The 18,854-nt window shown below is 31.7% G+C and carries 25 protein-coding genes; all 25 read right to left on the bottom strand.

All coding sequences use genetic code 11. From position 1 onward, the window contains the following. Positions 1–11: 11 nt before the first annotated feature. Positions 12–659, bottom strand: coding sequence for a helix-hairpin-helix domain-containing protein (locus tag CD035_RS12820; RefSeq protein ID WP_103354280.1), 648 nt, complete (start codon positions 657–659; stop codon positions 12–14). A gap of 42 nt (positions 660–701) precedes the next feature. Then, entirely contained in the window at positions 702–1,418 is a 717-nt protein-coding gene (locus CD035_RS12815; RefSeq protein WP_048539679.1) for a class I SAM-dependent DNA methyltransferase, read from the bottom strand. Then, entirely contained in the window at positions 1,418–1,771 is a 354-nt protein-coding gene (gene rsfS, locus CD035_RS12810; protein WP_048539678.1) for a ribosome silencing factor, read from the bottom strand. The genes CD035_RS12815 and rsfS overlap by 1 nt, the downstream gene beginning before the upstream one ends. Positions 1,772–1,783: 12 nt before the next feature. Next, positions 1,784–2,356, bottom strand: a complete 573-nt coding sequence (gene yqeK, locus CD035_RS12805) for a bis(5'-nucleosyl)-tetraphosphatase (symmetrical) YqeK (RefSeq protein ID WP_048539677.1) — start codon at positions 2,354–2,356, stop codon at positions 1,784–1,786. Beyond that, positions 2,346–2,906: a nicotinate (nicotinamide) nucleotide adenylyltransferase gene (nadD, locus tag CD035_RS12800; protein WP_173400392.1), complete on the bottom strand. Its 561-nt coding sequence runs from the start codon at positions 2,904–2,906 to the stop codon at positions 2,346–2,348. The genes yqeK and nadD overlap by 11 nt, the downstream gene beginning before the upstream one ends. Positions 2,907–2,922: 16 nt before the next feature. Beyond that, positions 2,923–3,213: a ribosome assembly RNA-binding protein YhbY gene (yhbY, locus tag CD035_RS12795; RefSeq protein WP_048539676.1), complete on the bottom strand. Its 291-nt coding sequence runs from the start codon at positions 3,211–3,213 to the stop codon at positions 2,923–2,925. Next, a complete protein-coding gene (gene aroE / locus CD035_RS12790) occupies positions 3,207–4,025 on the bottom strand; it encodes a shikimate dehydrogenase (RefSeq protein ID WP_048539675.1) in 819 nt (272 codons plus the stop codon). The genes yhbY and aroE overlap by 7 nt, the downstream gene beginning before the upstream one ends. A 12-nt stretch (positions 4,026–4,037) precedes the next feature. Further along, positions 4,038–5,138: a ribosome biogenesis GTPase YqeH gene (gene yqeH, locus CD035_RS12785; protein ID WP_048539674.1), complete on the bottom strand. Its 1,101-nt coding sequence runs from the start codon at positions 5,136–5,138 to the stop codon at positions 4,038–4,040. Positions 5,139–5,140: 2 nt separating this feature from the next. Continuing rightward, positions 5,141–5,665: a YqeG family HAD IIIA-type phosphatase gene (locus CD035_RS12780; protein WP_025904225.1), complete on the bottom strand. Its 525-nt coding sequence runs from the start codon at positions 5,663–5,665 to the stop codon at positions 5,141–5,143. A gap of 231 nt (positions 5,666–5,896) precedes the next feature. Beyond that, on the bottom strand, positions 5,897–6,586 hold the full coding sequence (locus CD035_RS12775) for a 5'-methylthioadenosine/adenosylhomocysteine nucleosidase (protein ID WP_048539673.1): 690 nt from the start codon (positions 6,584–6,586) through the stop codon (positions 5,897–5,899). A 68-nt stretch (positions 6,587–6,654) separates the two neighbouring features. Then, entirely contained in the window at positions 6,655–7,893 is a 1,239-nt protein-coding gene (locus tag CD035_RS12770; protein WP_048539672.1) for an NRAMP family divalent metal transporter, read from the bottom strand. Positions 7,894–7,904: 11 nt separating this feature from the next. Further along, positions 7,905–8,663 (bottom strand): 5-oxoprolinase subunit PxpA, encoded by a 759-nt coding sequence (pxpA, locus tag CD035_RS12765; RefSeq protein ID WP_048539671.1) that lies wholly within the window; start codon positions 8,661–8,663, stop codon positions 7,905–7,907. A 12-nt stretch (positions 8,664–8,675) separates the two neighbouring features. Then, positions 8,676–10,013: an acetyl-CoA carboxylase biotin carboxylase subunit gene (accC, locus tag CD035_RS12760; RefSeq protein WP_229412557.1), complete on the bottom strand. Its 1,338-nt coding sequence runs from the start codon at positions 10,011–10,013 to the stop codon at positions 8,676–8,678. Positions 10,014–10,027: 14 nt separating this feature from the next. Then, positions 10,028–10,447, bottom strand: a complete 420-nt coding sequence (locus tag CD035_RS12755) for an acetyl-CoA carboxylase biotin carboxyl carrier protein (RefSeq protein ID WP_048539669.1) — start codon at positions 10,445–10,447, stop codon at positions 10,028–10,030. Continuing rightward, positions 10,444–11,451 carry a 5-oxoprolinase subunit C family protein gene (locus CD035_RS12750; RefSeq protein WP_048539668.1) on the bottom strand — a complete coding sequence of 336 codons (1,008 nt, stop codon included), beginning with the start codon at positions 11,449–11,451 and terminating at the stop codon, positions 10,444–10,446. Before CD035_RS12750 ends, CD035_RS12755 begins: the two co-directional genes overlap by 4 nt. Beyond that, on the bottom strand, positions 11,448–12,173 hold the full coding sequence (gene pxpB / locus CD035_RS12745; RefSeq protein WP_048539667.1) for a 5-oxoprolinase subunit PxpB: 726 nt from the start codon (positions 12,171–12,173) through the stop codon (positions 11,448–11,450). Before pxpB ends, CD035_RS12750 begins: the two co-directional genes overlap by 4 nt. Before the next feature lie 149 nt (positions 12,174–12,322). Continuing rightward, entirely contained in the window at positions 12,323–12,799 is a 477-nt protein-coding gene (gene greA, locus CD035_RS12740; protein ID WP_025904231.1) for a transcription elongation factor GreA, read from the bottom strand. Between the two features lie 29 nt (positions 12,800–12,828). Continuing rightward, positions 12,829–13,452: a uridine kinase gene (gene udk / locus CD035_RS12735; protein WP_025904232.1), complete on the bottom strand. Its 624-nt coding sequence runs from the start codon at positions 13,450–13,452 to the stop codon at positions 12,829–12,831. After that, positions 13,452–14,720, bottom strand: coding sequence for a peptidase U32 family protein (locus CD035_RS12730; RefSeq protein ID WP_048539666.1), 1,269 nt, complete (start codon positions 14,718–14,720; stop codon positions 13,452–13,454). Before CD035_RS12730 ends, udk begins: the two co-directional genes overlap by 1 nt. A gap of 23 nt (positions 14,721–14,743) precedes the next feature. Then, positions 14,744–15,667 carry a peptidase U32 family protein gene (locus tag CD035_RS12725; RefSeq protein WP_048539665.1) on the bottom strand — a complete coding sequence of 308 codons (924 nt, stop codon included), beginning with the start codon at positions 15,665–15,667 and terminating at the stop codon, positions 14,744–14,746. Next, complete coding sequence (locus CD035_RS12720) at positions 15,667–16,308, bottom strand: O-methyltransferase (RefSeq protein WP_048539664.1); 642 nt, start codon at positions 16,306–16,308, stop codon at positions 15,667–15,669. Before CD035_RS12720 ends, CD035_RS12725 begins: the two co-directional genes overlap by 1 nt. Positions 16,309–16,629: 321 nt before the next feature. Further along, a complete protein-coding gene (mltG, locus tag CD035_RS12715) occupies positions 16,630–17,745 on the bottom strand; it encodes an endolytic transglycosylase MltG (RefSeq protein ID WP_048539663.1) in 1,116 nt (371 codons plus the stop codon). A 79-nt stretch (positions 17,746–17,824) separates the two neighbouring features. After that, the gene (locus tag CD035_RS12710) at positions 17,825–18,130 is read right to left on the bottom strand and encodes a DUF1292 domain-containing protein (RefSeq protein ID WP_025904237.1); all 306 of its coding nucleotides are present in this window, start codon (positions 18,128–18,130) and stop codon (positions 17,825–17,827) included. Positions 18,131–18,149: 19 nt separating this feature from the next. Then, positions 18,150–18,578, bottom strand: coding sequence for a Holliday junction resolvase RuvX (ruvX, locus tag CD035_RS12705; protein ID WP_025904238.1), 429 nt, complete (start codon positions 18,576–18,578; stop codon positions 18,150–18,152). Next, positions 18,571–18,840 carry an IreB family regulatory phosphoprotein gene (locus CD035_RS12700; protein ID WP_037588397.1) on the bottom strand — a complete coding sequence of 90 codons (270 nt, stop codon included), beginning with the start codon at positions 18,838–18,840 and terminating at the stop codon, positions 18,571–18,573. The genes ruvX and CD035_RS12700 overlap by 8 nt, the downstream gene beginning before the upstream one ends. Positions 18,841–18,854 lie beyond the last annotated feature (14 nt).

Raw genomic sequence — 18,854 nt, 5'->3', positions numbered from 1 at the left:
ATAAATGCAATTCAATTTAAAACGATAAAATCTTTTAAACTTTCAACTGTTTTATCTCCGAATCCTTTTACCTTTTTTAAATCATCCACAGTTTTAAATTCTCCATTGGTTTCTCTATATTGAAGAATGGCATCTGCTTTACTCGGACCGATACCGGGTAACTTTTCAATTTCCGATTTATCTCCTGTATTAATATTGACTTCTACTTTATCATTTGTAGATTGGTTTGTATTAACACTAGGCACATGTTCGCCGTTTATTGGAACATATATATACATTTGATCTTTAAGTCTTTCTGATAAATTGATTTTAGACAAATCTGCATTATGCTTTGTTTGAGCTTTCTTTAATACATCATGCACGCGTTCCTTTGAAGACATTGTATATGTATTTGGAAAATTAACAGCTCCTTTCACATCTACTACTACGTTTCTATTAACATCTTTAGTAGATTTAGATTCATCTATCTTATCAACATCCTTCTCTTCTGAAGACCTTAGTTTAACTTCATTTGATGTATCTTGTTGATGAATGATAGCTTCATGATCATCATTACCAGTGAAAAGGCTATTACAAATGAAAAATAATACAACAATCATGATGATAGCAAGTTGGTAATTTTCTATTAACCAATCCTTACTTTTATGAATATATTTCAAAAAAACACCTCCTACATAATTAAACGTAGGAAGTGTTCTAAATTACTTTCGTGCAACTATAAAATGTCTATCGCCATTTTCATTAAATTGATCAATATTGAAATCAGTAAATACACTTTCAACTTTAAATCCAGCAAAATCTAAAAGTTGTTTATAAAGGTCGATTTCATATGTGACTTGATAATGTTCTTCATCGAATCGTTCATAAAGTCCATCTTCTCTTTCGATGAAAAATGACATTTGATGATATACACTGTTAGGTTCTTCACCAGCAATTGCTTGCCACGCTAAAGTTAATTGTTCTGTTTCATCAATATAGTTACGGTTATTAAATTGGTGATTCATCTTATATAGTGAGTGCACATCAAATATAAGTAATCCACCATCATTTAAAAATTGATTAACATAGTTAAATACTTGAAGAACTTCTTCAGGGTCTGTTATATAGTTCAAGCTGTCACAAAAGATGGTAATTACATTGTAACTTTGAGGTAAGTCCAAATCTCTCATATCTTGGCAATACCAATTAATATTAGGATTACGACTTTCAGCTACTTCTAACATCTCTTCACTTAAATCAAGACCACTTACGCGACCATATTCTAGTAATTGCTCTGTTAAGCGTCCTGTACCACAACCAATATCCAAAATATCGTTATCATTACCTGTAACATAATGACCAACAATCTGTTTCCATTTATCATATGGTTGATCTTCAGTTAGAAGGTCATAATAATGACTCATACGATTGTATGCCATTATTGTGCTACCTCATTTAGTGTAATAATTGGTGCGTCTTTATATAATCTTTCTAAGTCGTAGTAATCACGTTCTTCTCTATGGAATACGTGTACAACAACGTCACCTAAATCAATTAATACCCATCTAGCTTCATTAAAGCCTTCTAGTCTTTTCACTAATACTTCATTTATTTCAGCTTCATCTTTAACATTTCTTGCTATAGCTTGAACTTGTTTGTCACTATTACCATGACATACAACAAAATAATCAGCTATATCGCTAATACCTTTCATATCAATTGCAATAATATCTTCAGCACGTTTATCATCACATGCTAGTAACGTTTGTTTCATTAAATCATTTGAATTCATTTAACCATTCCTTTATTGTTCTGAATGCATATTATAATAATTTAAGCATTCTATAGTTTTTAAATGTACTGTTTTATCCTTATTAATTAAGTGTAACACTGTACGTTTTGATATTTCGTAAACTGCTTTATCCAAGTTGCGTTCTTTAAAGACAATATCTCTAATTTCATCTACACCTGGAGTTGTTCTTTTAGGTTCAATATAATCAGCTATAAAAATTATTTTTTCAGTCTTATTCATTTGTGCTCTACCAGTCGTATGACTATATATAGCGTAATAAATTTCTTCATCATTTATATCATATTGATCTTTAAGTCTTGCAGCAGCAACTGGTCCGTGTAATATTTCTGAGCCATAACTTAATAAATCTTGCCCTAGTTCATATTGCGTTACACTTTGATATAACGCTGAAAGTTCTTCATATTTACATAAATCATGCAGGATTCCTGCTAATTCAACTTTTTTAATATCACCATCAAAGATTTCTGCCATTTTCTTACCAGTTTCGGCTACTCTCATAGAGTGATTATATCTTTTTGATGGTAACGTTTCTTCAACCAATTTGACTGCTTTTTTAATTTTCATACAATCGTCCCCTTTTGATATATCTTTCAATTCGTGGCGTAACGAGCATCTTTATAGATTGACGATTTTTACATCTATTGCGAATGTCTGTTGAGCTTACATCAATTCTTGGAATGTGCAATGCTAACATTCCTTCTTTTACATCTTGTTTATCAACTTCTCTATTAACAACGACAAATGTTAACAATTCTTTTAATTCTGCAATGTTTCTCCATTTATGCAAATTCTCGTATTGATCTGAACCGATTACAAAATATATTTGATAATCAGGAAATTCTTGTTTAAATTCTTTAATCGTATCAAATGTGTAGCTCGTACCTTTTCTATTAAGTTCTCTCTCATCAACTTCACCGAATTGCAAATCTTCAATAGCTAATTCTAACATTTTCACACGTTCTGATTCTATTAAATAAGATTCGTTATGTTCTTTAAGTGGTGATTGATAACTTGGTAAGAAAATAAATTTATCAGGTTGAACAAATTGATATGCTTCACTTGCAACTAACATATGTCCAATATGAATTGGGTTAAATTGACCTCCATAAATCATGAGCTTTTTCATAATATTATGGTAGTTCTAATCTTTTATTTTCTTTAGATTCTTTATATAAGACAATAATATTACCGATAAGTTGTACGAGTTCAGCACCTGCTTGTTCAGCTATTGATTCAGCTACTTCTTTATGATCGTCCATATTATTTTGTAAGATATGAATTTTGATCAATTCTCTTTTTTCAAGTACGTCTTGCACTTGGTCTATCATATTGTCATTTAATCCGCCTTTACCAATTTGGAAAATTGGATCTAAATGATGCGCTTCTTTTCTTAAATATCTCTTTTGTTTACCTGTTAACATAATGATCTCCTTTTAAGTTCCTCTTGTACTTTATTTCTCATTGATTCTATATGAGCTTCTTGCCCAGTCCATATTTTAAAACTTTCTGCGCCTTGATAAACGAACATATCCAATCCGTTATAAATTGCAATACCTGCTTGTTCACATGCTTGCAGTAGCGGTGTCTTTTCAGGAATATAGATGATATCACAAACTAAACTATTTTTACATATCTTCTCCACAGGAATAATGAATTCACTATGCTGTGTATTCATGCCTACCGGTGTCGTATTAATAATAATATCAAATGTGTGAAGAACAAATTGAACATCTGTTAGACTTATTGCATTTATATCAATTTGCCAATTATCAAATCTAGACATCGTTCTATTTGCCACTGTTATTTTATGATTCGTAAACTTCTGCATTTCCGAAACAATACCTTTACTCGCACCACCAGCACCTAAAACTAAAATTTTTCGATCTTGAATGCTACCGTAATGTTCAATTAAACCTTTAACAAAACCAATACCATCCGTATTATAACCAATCCATTTATTATCTTGTATTAGAACGGTGTTAACAGCACCAATATGCTTAGCATTTGAAGATACTTCATCTAAATAAGGCAAGATGGATTCTTTATGCGGTATTGTAATATTAAAGCCGTCTAATGCTTTTTCATTTATGATTTCTTTAACATGTTTAAATTGTTCTGGTGGAATATCTAAAGCACCATATTCATCTTCCCTGCCTAATGCTTCAAAATTTGCTGCGTGCATAATCGGTGAAAGTGAATGGCTAATAGGATGTCCGATAACTCCAAACTTCATTTAATTCACCTCTTATAAAATAGATGTTCTTAATGTAACTTCGACTTCTTTTGGTGCAGTAACATGTATTTCTGCCCCTGCATCTACAGTTACAAATCCTAATCCTGAAATCATAACATCTTTTCTTTCAGATTCAGTTGTAATCTCAGTTGTTTTTAAGTTATCGAAGTTAAAGTTCGTTGGATCATATGGTGGTTTAAGAAGTTCACCAATTTGACGTTTCCATAAATCTTCAGCGTTTGATAACTTTGTTCTATGAATGTTTAAGTCGTTTGATACAAAACATGTTAAAGAACGTCTACCGCCACTTACATAATCTACTCTAACTAAGCCACCTAAGAATAAGCTTTGTTCTTCGTTTAATTGATAAACTTTAGGCTTAATTTCTTTTTTAGGCATTACAACTTTCAATTCTCTATCTGTAACGTAGTGCGTCATTTGATGACTTTGAATAATACCAGGTGTATCAAACATATATGAATCATCATCTAATGGAATATCAATCATATCTAATGTTGTACCAGGGAAATGACTCGTTGTAATAACTTCTTTTTCACCGACACTCTTTTCAATCAATCTATTGATTAATGTAGATTTACCAACGTTTGTTGTACCTACTACATAAACATCTTTACCTTCTCTAACTTTCTCGATAGTTGATAGTAAATCATCAATTCCTTGATTTTTATATGCAGAAATCAGTACAACTTCGTCAGGATTAAGTCCAAAATCTTTCGCACGATTTCTTAACCAAATTTCGACTCTTCTTTTATTAATGGCTTTAGGTAAGATATCCATTTTATTCGCAACAAGTACGACTTTTTTCTTACCTACTATATCTTTTAAGCGATGTATCATTGATCCTTCTAGATCAAATACATCCACAACATTGACGATTAGACCATCTTCATTGTGAAGAGATTTCAACATATTTAGAAAATCTTCACTTGTTAAATCAACATCTTGGACTTCATTATAATTTTTAAGTCTAAAACATCTTTTACAAATGACATCTTCTTTATTCAAGCTTGATTGTGGAACGTATCCAGCTTCATTCGGATTTTCAGATTGAAGTGTTGCACCACAACCAATACATTTAGCAAACTCTGTCAAATTTATTCCTCCCAGTTTATTAAACCTTTTCTCTTAAAGTAATTTAAAAATCTTCTTTCTATTAATCGATTGAATTTCGTCACAAAACCATCTGTCTTTTTCACAGGAACGACCATAATCGTATATAATCCGTTTCTATTTCCACCAAACACATCTGTTAACATTTGATCACCAATAACAACTACTTCAGACTTATTGACGTTCATTAATTTGGCTGCTTGTCTAAAAGCTTTACCACGTGGTTTACGTGCTTTAAAAATATAATCAATATTTAATGTTGATGAAAATGACGCAACACGTTCTTGATTATTATTAGAAACAATCGTAACTGTTATACCATTATCTTTCATATTTTCAAACCAATTTCTCACTTCATCAGTTGGATCTTTAACATCCCAACCAACTAATGTATTATCTAAGTCCGTGATAATTGCTTTTATATTTTTAGATTTTAAATGTTCAGGTTCTATATTAAAAACTGATTGAACATATTCATTTGGTAAAAAATATTTTGTAAATAATCCCATTATTACACCTCAATATTATCTTTTATTTTAACATAAATTATATTTACATTCCTTTTAGTTGAATACAAAATAAAAGTGTTGCAAATCACTTACGATTCGCAACACTAAATATTATTCTGTAATTTCACGGTCAGAAGATTTTTCAACTTCTGTATTCGCATAAATCACATAACCAACAAGTGCTGTAGCAATGACAGCGATAGCCATTAATATTAACATGAAACTGCCTCCTTATGCCACTCTATTTAATAATAATTTTACAATTTTACTAGAATTGACGCAAGCTACTTTTAAAAATTCTTCAAAAGTAACATCAGATTCTTTATCTGCTAAATCTGAAACAGCTCTTGTAACAATAATAGGCACATTATATTGGTAACAAGTTTGAGCAATTGCACCAGCTTCCATCTCTACGACACCCGCAGTAGGAAAGTTAGATTTAATCACTTTGCGTTGATCAATTGAGCCAATGAAACTATCACCTGTAGCAACTTCACCAACAATACCATTTAAATCAAGCTGTTCTATTGATGATTTAGCTAAGTCAATTAATTCCTTATCAGTTTCATAAAATTCTGGCATACTTGGTACTTGTCCCAATTTATAGCCAAATGCCGTTGCATTAACATCATGATAATAAACTTTATTACTAATAATGATATCACCAATATTTAATTCGCTATCAACAGAACCTGCTGAACCTGTATTAATGATTAAATCTGGTTTAAATTCATTGATAAGTAATGTTGCTGTAATTGCAGCATTTACTTTACCAATACCACTTTGTGCTAATACAACTTGTTTATCTTCTATATTACCTTTATAAAAAATAACATGTGCAATTTGGATTGTTTCTCTATTTTCAATAGATGACTTTAATATTTCTACTTCTTCTTCCATTGCTCCAATAATACCAATCATGCTTTATCACTCCATCATATTCATTCAATATTTATATTAACATAATTAGTATACTTTGAAATAAGTTTTTAACTATTCCACAAACTTTGTAAGCCTTGTAATGATAATACCCCTGCTATTAATGTTGTAAGAACAGCAACTATACCGAGTACAATCATCCATGTTGGATGTTTATAGTCACCAACGATACTTTTCTTCTTAGAAGCAATTAAAATTGTTCCTAAAGTTACTGGTAAAATCAAACCGTTCAATGCACCAGCAATAATCAATAATTTAACTGGCTTACCAATTGTTAAGAATACAATAGATGAAACGACTATGAAAATAATAATGACTAAGTTTCTATGATTTTTAATAGATGGGTGTAATGATTGAATGAATGTTGTACTTGTGTATGCACAGCCAATTACTGATGATAATGCTGCTGCAAATAATACAACACCAAATACTTGTTTACCGATAGGTCCTAATACATGTTCAAATACAGAAGCTGGTGGATTGTCTGGGTTTAAAGTGAACCCTGTAACAACAACACCAAGTACTGCTAAGAATAAAAATGTTCTCATAATACCCGTTGTTAATATACCTGAAATAGCAGCTCTATTTACAAATGGTATATAGCCTTTTCCAGTTATACCTGCTTCTAACAATCTATGAGCACCTGCAAATGTAATATAACCACCAACAGTTCCACCTACTAATGTGATGATAGGAACAATGAGTTTACTAATATCATCAGGTACAATCATTTTTTGTGCCGCTTCGACAACTGGTGGTTTTGTTAATACCATTACATAAGCAACAATAGCAATCATAAGTACACCTAATATTTGTGTAATAATATCTACGACTTTTTGTGCGTTTTTAACAACAAATATTAAAATCGCTAATACGCCTGTAATACCTGCACCAATTCTTACATCTAAACCGAATATCGCATTAAGTCCTAGCCCAGCACCTGCAACGTTACCGATGTTAAATGCTAGTCCACCAATAGCGATTAATATTGCGATAAATGTACCTAACCCCTTAAACACATCATTCGCGATATCTTGTCCACCTTTACCTACAACTGTGATAACACGCCAAATATTAATTTGTGCACCAATATCAATCAGTATAGATGCAAGAATTGCAAATGCAAAGCTTGCAAGAAATTGCTCAGTAAAAACTGCCGTTTGAGTTAAGAATGCTGGTCCAATAGATGAAGTAGCCATTAAGAATACTGCACCCCATAGAATTCTTCTATGCTTATTTGTTATTTCAAACGGTTGATTTAACTCCTCATACCCTTTATTTTGCTTCATACGCTTTCCTCCTATTTCATTGCAATAATTTCTATGCCTTCAGCTTTAAACTGTCGAATAATTTCTTGAACAAAATCTAAAGCATGTTGTCCGTCTCCATGTACACAGATTGTATCTGCTTCAATCGGAATTTCATTTCCATTTATCGTGATAACTTTAGATTCTTTAACCATTTTAATTACTTGTGCGACAGCTTGGTTTGTATCTTTTATAAGCGCGCCTTCTTTTTTTCTAGAAACTAGTTGGCCATTATCTTCGTATGCACGATCAGCAAATACTTCACTCTTATATGTTAAATTATGACGTTTACATGATTCGATCAATTCACTATTAGATAAACCAACAAATAATAATTGATTATCAAAATCTTTCACTGCTTTAACAATTGCATCGGCAATTTCTGGATCTTTAGCACCCATTTGATACAATGCGCCGTGTGGTTTAACATGGTGAATTTTTGTTTGATGTACTTTACAAAATCCAGCTAATGCACCTAATTGATAAATGACTAGATCATAAACTTCCTCTGGTGTAACATCTATGTTTCTACGACCAAATCCAATTAAATCTTGAAATCCTGGATGAGCACCAATATGTACATCATGTTGAACAGCCAATTTAACTGTTTCATTCATAACGTGTTGATCTCCTGCATGAAAACCACATGCTACATTTGCAGAAGTGATTAAAGGTAATATACTTTCATCATTACCAAGTTTATAGTTACCAAAGCTTTCTCCTAAATCACAATTCAAATCAACTTGTACCATAATACCATCTCCTTAAACGATTTTATGTTCATGTAGAAACTTAATTGTTATATCATTTTTAATATATGGTTCATAGCTCAACACGCGATATAAAAAGTCTAACGTTGTCGGAAAACCATCAATGACCGTTTCTTCTAACGTACCTTTCATTTTTTCAATTGCTTCAAGTCTATCTTCTCCTTTAACAAGTATTTTAGCGACTAATGAATCATAGTAAGGTGGAATTTGATAACCATCATATAACATACTGTCTACTCTCGTATTAAATCCATTAGGTAAATGTAATGCTTGAACAACACCTGCTGCTGGGCGGAATTGTTTTTCTGGATTTTCAGCATTAATACGACATTCAATCACATGCCCATCAAAATGGATATCCTCTTGTTTAATTGTTAACTTCTCACCATTAGCTACTAATATTTGTTGCTTTATTAAATCGACACCTGTTAATAATTCTGTAACTGTGTGTTCAACTTGAATACGTGTATTCATTTCTAAGAAATAATATCCGTCATCTGTTAATAAAAATTCAATCGTTCCAGCACTTTCATAATTACAAGCTTTAGCGGCTTTAACAGCATCAGCATGTAGTGAATTTCGCGTTTCTTGATCTAGTACTGCACAAGGTGCTTCTTCAATTAACTTCTGGTTCTTTCTTTGAATTGAACAATCACGTTCACCTAAATGAATCGCTTCACCATGTTTGCTCGCGAGTATTTGAACTTCCACATGTCTAGCTTCATCAATAAATGTTTCAATATACACACGTTTATCTCCAAAGTATTTTTCACCTTCAGATTGAGCTTCTTTAAAGAATTGTTCAAGTTGGTCAGGTTCTTGTACGATTCGAATACCTTTACCACCACCGCCACTAGCAGCTTTTAATACAAAAGGATACCCAACTTTTTGAGCAACTTCTTCTGCTTCTTTTACTGACTTTACTTCTCCAATAGAGCCAGGAATAATCGGTACGTTAGCGTTGTACATCGTTTCTCTAGCTTTTATTTTATCGCCCATTAAATCCATCGTGTTATAACTAGGTCCAATAAAGATAATATTTTCTTCATCTACTCTTTTTCTAAATGTCGTAGATTCTGATAAAAATCCATAACCAGGATGTATAGCATCTGCCTTACTCATCTTACAGGCTTCTAAAATGCGTTCAATATCTAAATAACTGTCACTTGATTGACTTGGCCCAATACAAATGGCTTCATCAGCTAATTGTACGTGTAAACTATCTTTATCTGCTTTGGAATAAATTGCGATTGTTGTAATATTCATCATTCTACATGTTCTAATAATTCTAACCGCAATTTCGCCTCTGTTTGCAATCAGTAAACGCTTAATCATAAAAATCCCCCTTATTTCAATGTGATAATCGTTTGTCCGTATTCAACAGGATCCCCATGATTAATTTGTATATCATTAACGATACCGTCATACTCACTTATAACTTCATTGAGCACTTTCATTGATTCGATATAACCGACAACTTGACCTTTTTTCACTTCATCTCCCACTTTAACAAGTGGATTTTGCAAAGTTTCTTCATCTTGTAAATAAAATGTTCCAAGAATTTCCGCTTCAATTGTATTGAGCTGTTCTTCTTGTTTTGAAGTTGGCGTGCTTTCTTCAACATTATTAACTGGCGTTGTAGTGACGATATTTGAAGTTGATTTTAAATCTAACTCAACTTCGACAGTTTCATCTTTATATTTCATATAATTTACTTGATTTTGTTTCATGAGTTTAATAAGTTCTTCTATCTTTTCAATATTCATGATTGATTCCCCTTTATAAGTTTTGCTATTTTTTTAGATTTAGTACGAATATTGCTTAAATCTTTATATTTTTTCAGTTTAATGTCATCTATATCTGCTTCTAATTGTTTAATATATGTTTGATATTCAAGTGTGGCATCTTTAAATGAAATCCATTTAAAAGTAATGCTATCATTTGCTTTTAATTGAGATAGCTTTTCTCTTCCTATAAAACTAACTGTAGCAATCTTTGTATAACCACCTATCGTCTGACGATCATTAAGCAATATAATAGGCTGTCCATTAATAGGAACTTGTACACTACCTGGTGCAATCGGTTCAGAAATAATATCTGCGTTATGCTTATGTACAAGTGGTTCATCCCCATTTAATCGATAACCCATACGATCTGACATTTCTGATATTGTATATGATTGATTAACAAGTTGAGAATGTGCTTCTGATGTAAATTCATCAAATTGTAGACCTTCCATAATTGGTATAATGTTTGCATCTTCTAATTGCTTGATATTAAACGTATTACCTATAATGTCATGGTTAATTGTTTTATCTTTGAATTTCAATACATCATTTCTGTTTAATGTTCTTCCATTCTTACCACCTATGCCACTTCTAGTATGTGTCGATACACTGTCTAATATCGGTTCAATATTTAAAGATTTATGAAAAGCTAAATAGCCTCTCGCCCCAGATGAAATAGTCTTTATATTGAGCACTTGCCCTTTTTCTACATAAATTGCTGTATTAACTGGTATTGTTTGATTATCAATCTGTATATCAGCATCATACGCAACAAATGCAACGATGTTCGGTTCTTCAAATTTCAATGTAGGTCCATTTAATGTCACTTCTAATACTGGTGCATTTTCATTATCCACTAAAGCATTCGCGATTCTGTATAAATATTGATTCATAACACCCGCTTCTGAAAATCCATCTTTTTCAAATTTTGATCGACCTATATCTTGAACAGTCGTAAACAAACCTGGTTTTATACATTTCATTTCAAATCACCTACTAACTGACGATAATCAAATGTGCCATTTGCAATTTCGTCTTCGATTCTTGTAAATTCTTCTTGATGAATAGCTTTAAAAGCAATATAGTCTCCAGCTTCATATAAAATCATAGGCTCTCGATTTAAGTTGAAAACATCTATTGGCGTGCGACCAATAATTTGCCATCCGCCTGGTGATGATTTCGGATAAAGTCCTGTTTGATTATTCGCAATTCCAACAGACCCTTGAACGATTTTGCTTCTCGGTGTTTCTTTTCTAGGTGTATGTATTTTCTTATTTAATCCTCCTAAAAATGGAAAGCCAGGTAAAAATCCAATTGCATAAATTAAATAATTTTCTTCCGTGTGTATTTGAATTACTTCTTCTTCAGTTAATTGTGCATGCTCAGCAACAATATTTAAGTCTGGTCCAAATTCACCACCATATAAAACTGGTAATGTTATCAATTTCTTTGAACGTGATGCATTTTCTTGATTAAGATTTAAATGATGTAAGTCTAATTCATGAAGGACTGTTTCGTATGTATAATATTTCGCATCAAATGCGACCATAATTGATTGATATGATGATGTCACACTTACAATAGCTGGATGCTGCAATGATTCGATATGTAATGCAATCGTCGAAATTTTACTCCTTATTTCTGGACTGATTTCATTTTGTTCATAAATCATAAAATGCGTCTCACTCACTTGCTTAATATCCAATTTTACCACCCCTTTGTTAACGCTTTTAATAATCAGATAATTAAATCAATTATACTTTATCATAATACCATGATTTATATATAAAAAAAAAGCTGTAAAAACGTTTGTTTCATACGTTTCTACAGCTTTTCTATTAAATTATTATACGATTAATCGATTTTTACGATTTTAACTTTCATTTCGTTACCATTTGGTAATGGAACATTCACTTCTTCGTTCAGTTTTTTACCAATTAAAGCTTTAGCAATTGGAGACTCATTAGAAATTTTACCTTCAAATGGATCTGCTTCTGCTGAACCTACAATTTTGTAGCTTTCTTCTTCGTTACCTGGAATTTCAGTAAATGTTACAGTTCTACCGATTTGAACGTCATTTTTTGAACCATTATCTTCAATAATTTGAGCATGACGAATCATGTTTTCAATTTTTTGAATTTCTTGTTCAATGAAACCTTGCTCATCTTTAGCTGCATCATATTCAGAGTTCTCAGATAAGTCACCGAAACTACGTGCTACTTTTATTTTTTCAACGACTTCTGGTCGCTTAACTGTTTTTAATTCTTCAAGTTCTTTTTCTAATTTGTTAAAACCTTCCTGTGTCATAGGAAATTCTTTTTGTGTTTCCATTCTTCCATCTTCCTTTACTTTATAATTATTTAAATATTTTTAACTAACGATTGAATTTTCGTAGTCATAATATCAATAGCTACCTTATTACTACCACCTTCAGGGATGATGATATCCGCATATTTCTTGGTTGGTTCAATAAACTGGATATGCATCGGTCTTACAACTGATAAGTATTGATCAATTACTGATTCCATCGTACGTCCTCTTTCTTTAATGTCTCTCGTTAAACGACGTAAAATTCTTAAATCAGCATCAGTATCAACATAAATCTTAACATCCATTAAATTACGTAAATCTTCATTTTCAAGCGCGAATATGCCTTCAAGTATAATAACATCTTTAGGTTCGAATCTAATCGTTTTATCGCTTCTCGTGTGATTTGAATAATCATACGTAGGAACTTCAATTGCATGTCCATCTTTAATTCTTGTTAAATCTTGTTTCAATCTTTCATTATCGAAAGCAAATGGATGATCATAGTTAGTCTTCAATCTATCTTCAAAAGACATATGTGATTGATCTTTATAATAGTAATCTTGTTCTATTAATGCAACACTATATCCATCTAAATTTTTCATAATTTCGGATGTTACAGAAGTCTTACCTGAACCAGAACCCCCTGCAATACCTATAATTGTAGTCTTTCCCATCAAACGATTCCCTTTCTCATCATGTTATTTGGATAAATCTGACGATCCACTTTTATTTGAATGACTTGAAGTGGATGTCTGGCTGCGTCAAGCTCTTCACCATTTTCATCATATATCTTATCAATTACTTGAGTGAAGTTTTCAATTTCAGGTCCAAAAAATTCAATTTCTTGCCCTGGTTTGAAATAATTTCTTTGTTGGATGGTAGCTATTTGTGATACTTCGTCATAGTCTAACACTAAACCACAAAAATCAAAAGGTGTTTTTTTATTTGATTCATGTCCAAACATTTGTTCTTCGTAATGTGGTACTCCTTCGAAGAACGCAGGCGCAGTATCTCTATTCGCACATTTATCTAATTCAATCAACCACCTAGGATCAATTTTAAAGTTTTCTGGATCCTCAGCATAGCGATCAATTACTTTACGATAAACAGATACAACGGTAGCAATATAATGAATAGATTTCATACGACCTTCAATTTTTAGAGAATCTATACCGATGTCCATCATTTTAGGTATAGATTCAATTAATTTCAAGTCTTTTGGACTCATTGCAAAAGGCGTGATCTCATTACCATCGAAATATAGCTCTAATTCTCCATCTTCTTCTACTGAAATTAAATCATAATCCCATCTACAACTTTGACAACAGCCACCTCTATTTGAGTCTCTTGCTGTCATATGATTACTTAATGTACATCTACCAGAATATGCAATACACATTGCACCGTGTATAAACGTTTCGATTTCAATATCAACTTTTTCTTTCATTTCGCGCATTTCTTCAGCACTCGTTTCACGAGCTAGAACGACTCTCTCAAGTCCCTCTTCTTTCCAATATTGAACTGCACGGTAATTTGATAAAGATTGCTGTGTACTTAAATGAATTTCTAAATTAGGTGCAACACGTTTACACGTTTCTATAATAAGTGGGTCGGCAACTATAATACCGTGCGCACCCGTTTCATTTAGATTTTTTAAATATGCTTCTAAACCAGGTATATTTTCATCATGTGCAAAAATATTTGTTGTGACATAAATTTTTGCGCCATATTTTGCTGCAAACTGGACGCCTTCTTTTATTTCTTCCATCGTAAAGTTATCAGCATTTGACCTTAAACCATATTCTTGTCCACCAAGGAACACTGCATCCGCACCATAATGAACAGCAATTTTGAGTTTTTCTAAATTTCCTGCAGGCGCTAGAAGTTCTGGTTTTTTTATCTTTGTTTGACGACTTGCGCCAATAGGTTCTAGAACTTTCATATATATCATTCCTTTAAAATAACTTAATAAACTGTTTGTTTGAACATAAATCCTTGATCCATTGGACGATGATCTTTTTGAACCTCTTCAATTGGTTCTACTAACATAAATTTTTCATCTTCATATAACTCTGGATCTTCGTTATATAAGTCAATCGCTTGTCTATATTGCTCAGTCGCGATATTAATATATTCTTCTGTTTGAAGGACGCCATCTATCTTAAACGCATCAATTTGTGCTTCTAGTAAGTCCTCTAAGTCTTCGATTAAGCAAATATCATTCGGACTCATAATGTGGGTACCATTATAATCTTCATAAATTGGATATTTATTACTTCTTTCTTCATCATATAAAAGCATGTCTTTATTTTCTTTACGGTTTTCAATTTTCATGACTTTATCTTGATACATAAAGTAATTACCAAGTAACTTTCTTTTAGACTGGAACATACAAGTCATGCCGTGTACTTGAACTTCTATTTCGACATTACTTTTTTCTTTAATTTCTAGTACTTCTTCAATACTTAACTCACGAGCCAACACCGCTCTAGCTGAACCTCTATCACCCCAATAATTACATTGAAAATGATTTGTCACGATTGTTTCAGCATTCCAATTTAAAGGTATAGGATTCTCACGATTTTTCATTGCCATAACGACTGCTGGATCGCCAAAAATGATTCTATCTGCTTTTAACTCATGTAACAGATCTATATAAGACTCCAAATCATCAATATGTTCATTATGGAAAATACCATTTACCGCTACGTATGCTTTTTTACCATGATCATGGATTAGCTTAATAGCTTCACGAAGTTCTGGCTCTTTAAATTCACCAGCAAGTCTTAATCCAAATTTTTCTTCACCAATGACAAATGCATCAGCACCTAATTTGATTAATTGTTCAATATGTTCAACGGACTTAGGTGTCACGAGTAATTCTGTCATTACAATTTCTCCTTTTTAGAAATGGCCATTCCATCACCAATATTTATCAATGTCGTTTTATATTTGTCATGATTCATTAACCAATCATTATATTTTTGAACTTTTTTAACCATTTGTTTGACGTTTCTGTTTCTGACAATTTCTATATCACTTACAAAACCATGGTATAAAATATTGTCTGTAATAATGATGCCGTCATCTTTAAGCAGTGGTTCATAAAGTTCAAAAAACTTTTGTGATTGTGCTTTAGCAGCATCAATAAAAATCATATCAAATGACTGGTCGGTTGGTAATAATTCAAAAGCTTCTAATGCATCGGAAAAGATAACATTTATTTGGCTTTCATAACCAAAGTCTTTAATATTTGAAATAGCTTGTTCATACATTTCTTCTTTTCTTTCAATCGTCCACACATTAATACTCGGATCACATGAAGCAAAATGCATCGCGCTATATCCAATTGCCGTTCCAATCTCTAGAATACTTTTCACATCTTTAATTCTAATTAATTGTTTAACAAACTCTGTGGAGATTTTGTCCATTATTGGAACATTATATTGTTCAGCATAATGCCTTAATTCATCTATATTTGATGAATTTTGAAACAACAATTGTTCGATATATTCTATATCTTTTTCCATGTCATTACTTCCTTACACTCGAATATAATAAAAAACCCAACTAGTCTCCTGACTAGTTAGTATGTATCAGTCATATCTACAATATGATTTCATAAACATTAGATATTTTACCATATTTTCGAATAAAAAGTAAGTATATATATATAAACAAGGGAGCGGGACAGAAATCTAATTTGTATAAAAAGATTTCGTAGTCCCGCCCCGGCAAGGATGACTAGAGTTGAAAAAAGCTTGTTACAAGCGCATTTCGGGTTCAGTCAGCTACTGCCAAAATGCTAAAAGAGACTGAAACATTACATTATGTCCCAGACTCTTGTTATATTAACTATCTCTATTCTTTTCTTGTTCTTTTAAGTTCTCTGCAAATAATATTTTACCCTTTTTGGTTGTTGTATAGTAAAAATAATCTGTTTCTGGTGGGTTAACCGTTGTTCTAGCTGTTTCATCAGATATATTACATATTGGACCTATAGGTAATCCTTTATGTGCATATGTGTTATATTTTGAATCATTTTTATAATCTTTATCTGATAATGCTTCAGTTGTCTCTTTTTTATTCGCATATCTTACTGTCGCATCTGAATTCAAAGCAATTTGTGGATTGTTTTCAATTCTGTTTAAAAGTAATGAAATATATCTCGATTTATCTGTCACGTTTTTCATTTCTGATTCTACAATAGATGATAATGTTAAATACTCATGGAAAGTAATCTTTTTTTCTTCATAGTTAGTCGTATATTTAAAGCCACCGTTTTCTTTATATATTTTATAAGTTGTATGGTATGTTTCATTCAACATTTCATTTGTAACGTCATCAATCGTCACATCTTTTTTTGAAAACTGATACGTACTTGGTGCTAAATACCCTTCTAATGGGTATCTTAAGTTTTTATTTAATACTTCGTCCGTTAACATATCGGGATATTTTTTTTGATATTTTTTCACAAAATCTTGATCTCTCATTTTCTTCAAAAAGCTTTCGCGACTAATAGAAGTATTCTCTTCTAAAATACCTGCAATTAATTCTATATTCGAACCTTCTTTTATATCATATTGTACTGCTGTTTTTAAATACACTTTGCCAGTTTCTAAACTTTTCGCAATATCTCTAGGTGACATTGAAGGAGAAAACTTATATTCCCCAGCTTGAAAACTAGAAATATTATTGAGTTTTAAATAATATTTGAAAATAGTAGCATTTCTAATTATTTTTTTATCGGATAACTCTTGGCTTAACATTTCAGTATTTGTGTTTGGATTAACATTGACAATAACTTGCTCATTGCTATCGGCGTTAACAGGTTTCACATTAATACCTACTACAATTAAGCCTATTAAAGTAATTAATATAAGTAATAAAAAGAGGATGCTTATGATTGTTAAACTAATATACTTAGATAATAATCTCGCATCTTTATATATACTATTTTTTTCCATATGTAACTCCTTATGTAAAATAAATACCCCTAATGATTATATCACATTAGGGGTAAAGTGTACTATTACATATTAAATTTTAAACATCGTCCATTTCAGTATTAACGATTTCTTCAATCATATCCCACTCTTCGTCAGTTTCAACTGGTAATAATTTACCACCTTCACCGTCGTCATTAGCTTCATTGATCATTGGTATTAATTCGATTTCTTCATCATCTGCTGTACCTTCTTCAGCTAAGATGATGTATTCTTTTTTGAATTCTGGGTGATAGAATTCTAATACTTTACGGTATAAGACTTCATTATTATTTTCGTCTATTAATGTTAATAATTCTTCCTCATTGTTAATTTCTAAATGTCCTTCGTGATTATGTTCAGTCATTATTCATTCTCCTCATCAATTATTTAATAGAATCTAGGTAACCCTGTAATATAAATACAGCTGCCATTTTGTCTATTACTTTTTTTCTTTTCTTTCGAGAAACATCTGCTTCTAATAATGTGCGTTCAGCACCAACTGTACTTAGTCTTTCATCCCACATTACCATTTTTAATTCTGGTCTTTCTTGTTGAAGTAAATCTTTGAATTGAATGGATGCCTCTCCGCGAGGACCAATAGAATTGTTCATATTTTTTGGCAATCCTATAATGACAGTATCAACATCATATTCATCAATGATTTTTATAAGTTGGTCAATTCCAAAATCTTCGTTTTCTTCGTTAATGCGGAGTGTATCTATACCTTGAGCTGTCCAACCCATCGCATCACTTACAGCTACACCTATTGTTTTACTACCGACGTCTAAACCTATTATCCTGTTTTTAAGCATTGAATTCATTTTCTTGCTTTAAATAGTGTGATACAAGCTCTTCCATAATATCATCTCTATCTAAACGTCTTATTTGATTTCTTGCTTCGTTGTGTCTAGGTATATAAGCTGGATCGCCAGAAAGTAAATAACCGACTATTTGATTTACTGGATTATAGCCTCTTTCTTCTAAAGTTCGATAAACATTTTGTAGTACTGTTTTGACATTTTCTTTTGGAAAATCATCATAGTTAAATTTCATAGTTTTATCAAAATTATTCATCTTTATTTACACTC

The sequence above is a fragment of the Mammaliicoccus sciuri genome (genome assembly GCF_002901825.1).
Lineage (GTDB): Bacteria > Bacillota > Bacilli > Staphylococcales > Staphylococcaceae > Mammaliicoccus > Mammaliicoccus sciuri.
This window is presented reverse-complemented; position numbering and strand designations above follow the sequence as displayed.